The 1,823-nt window shown below is 55.2% G+C and carries 1 protein-coding gene; it reads right to left on the bottom strand.

Translation table 11 applies throughout. The annotated features are described in order from the left end of the window. Positions 1 to 1,523, bottom strand: a 1,523-nt coding sequence (locus B5F27_RS16145) for an IS66 family transposase (RefSeq protein ID WP_087369057.1), incomplete at its 3' end; no start/stop codon positions are given. Between the last annotated feature and the right edge of the window lie 300 nt (positions 1,524 to 1,823).

Raw genomic sequence — 1,823 nt, 5'->3', positions numbered from 1 at the left:
CCCAGTTTGGGCAGCTCCTGCAGCAGGAACAGCAGGTAACCAAAGGGATCCAGGCCATTGCGCTTGGCTGTCTCGATCACACTGAAACATAAGGCACTGGCATCGGCACCCTTTGCGGTGTCGCAGAACAGAAAATTCTTGCGCGCCATCACGAAAGGCTTCACCGTGCGTTCGGCAAGGTTATTGGTCAGTTCCAGGCGGCCGTCCAAAAGCACGGCGTTCAGCGCCTGCTTCTGGTTGAGAGAGTAGGCTTTGGCCTTGCTCAGCGCAGTGCCTTCTGCTGCCTCGAAGCTGTCCAGGAGTTCCCAGTAACTGTCCAGCAGCGGCCGGAGTTTTTCCTGCCGCAGAGTAAAGCGGGCCTCTGGCAATTGGTCTTTCCAGGCCTGCTCCAGGGAGAACATCTCCTCAATCAGATGAAACGCTGCCTCGGATCGGCTTCCCTGTACCGGCTTGCCGTCCACAAAGCATTCCACCCACTTGCGTCTTGCGTGAGCCCAACAGCCCACATGGGTCACGGAATCCAGACAATTGTAACCCGAATAGCCGTCGGTCTGGGTATAGCCGGAGAAGCCTTGCAGCATCTCTTTGGCTACCCGGCCTGAACGGCTGGTACTGTACTGGTACAGTGCGATTTTCTTTTCGGCAGAACAGAACACCCACATCTGGGACATCTGACTGGATTCCCGGCCATCCTCTTTCAGGACATGGACGCGGGTCTCGTCCACATTCACAATGTCCTGCCGCAGCAGCTCCCTGCGAAGCTGCTCATACAGGGGCTTGAACCAACGGGCACTGCGGATTACCCAGTTGGCCATGGTATTGCGCCGAAGATCCACACCCTGCCCCTTCCAGTAAGCCTCCTGGCGATACAGCGGAACTCCGTTCTGGAACTTCTCCTGCATCACATAGGCTACCGTGGAGGGAGCCGCCATGCTTTTCTTCATCACTGGAACAGGAGCTTCGGCCTGCCGGATATAGCTTTCCCCAGTCTGGGTTTCACAGTGCGCACATTTGTAGCTGGCGGCATAGTAATCCACCACATACACCTGGGCCGGCACAATCACCAGTTCAGACCGGACAAACTTTTCTCCAATCCGTACCATGGTGCTGCCGCACTTGGCGCAAATCTGTTCCTGCTCCGGCAGCTCACAGACTACCTTCTTGTGTTCCAAGCCTTCTGTCAGTTCTTCTTTGGTCCGTTTCGCTTTCCGGGCATGGGCCTTCACCGGGGTCGTTTTTCCCGGTTCCGGAGCAGATGCATCGCTGCAGGCTTCCACTTCATTGAAGAAGTCCAACTGTTGAGCGTCCACATACTGAATCTGCTCACTGGATTGCCCAAACATCCGTTTGCGCATCTGAACCAGCTGTTCATTCAGGGACTGCATCTTCACCAGCTGTTTTTCCAGTAACTGCTTCTCCTGCTCCAGCTGTTGCTTCCTCTGTTCCAGCCGCTGTTTCTCTTGCTCCAGTGACCGGATATACGCCGCCACTTCCGGCGGAAGATTTTGGGTATCCAGATTCATAGCGCTTCTCCTTACGGGTGGATTTTCTGTTTCCATTATACCGAAAAAAGTGCCTGAACACCAGGAAAAGACGCATTCCTGGATGAGAAATTTCTTGTGGAAAACCGCCGCTTTTCAGGCAGAATATTCCCCGAAAACGGCTTCCCTGGTGGATTATACCAGTTCTTTCGGGCGCCCGGGACGGATCGCTCTGGGCTGCTCAATATTCAGCCCCTGCATGAGCCAGGTGAACTGCTCCCAGGTCAGCGGCTTTACTTCCTGGGCATTCCGCGGCCATTGGTAACGGCCATTGTCCAGCCG

The organism is Faecalibacterium sp. An192, assembly GCF_002160175.1.
Taxonomy (GTDB): domain Bacteria; phylum Bacillota; class Clostridia; order Oscillospirales; family Ruminococcaceae; genus Faecalibacterium.
The sequence above is the reverse complement of the archived record's forward strand: the minus strand, read 5'-3'. Positions and strand labels throughout refer to the sequence as shown.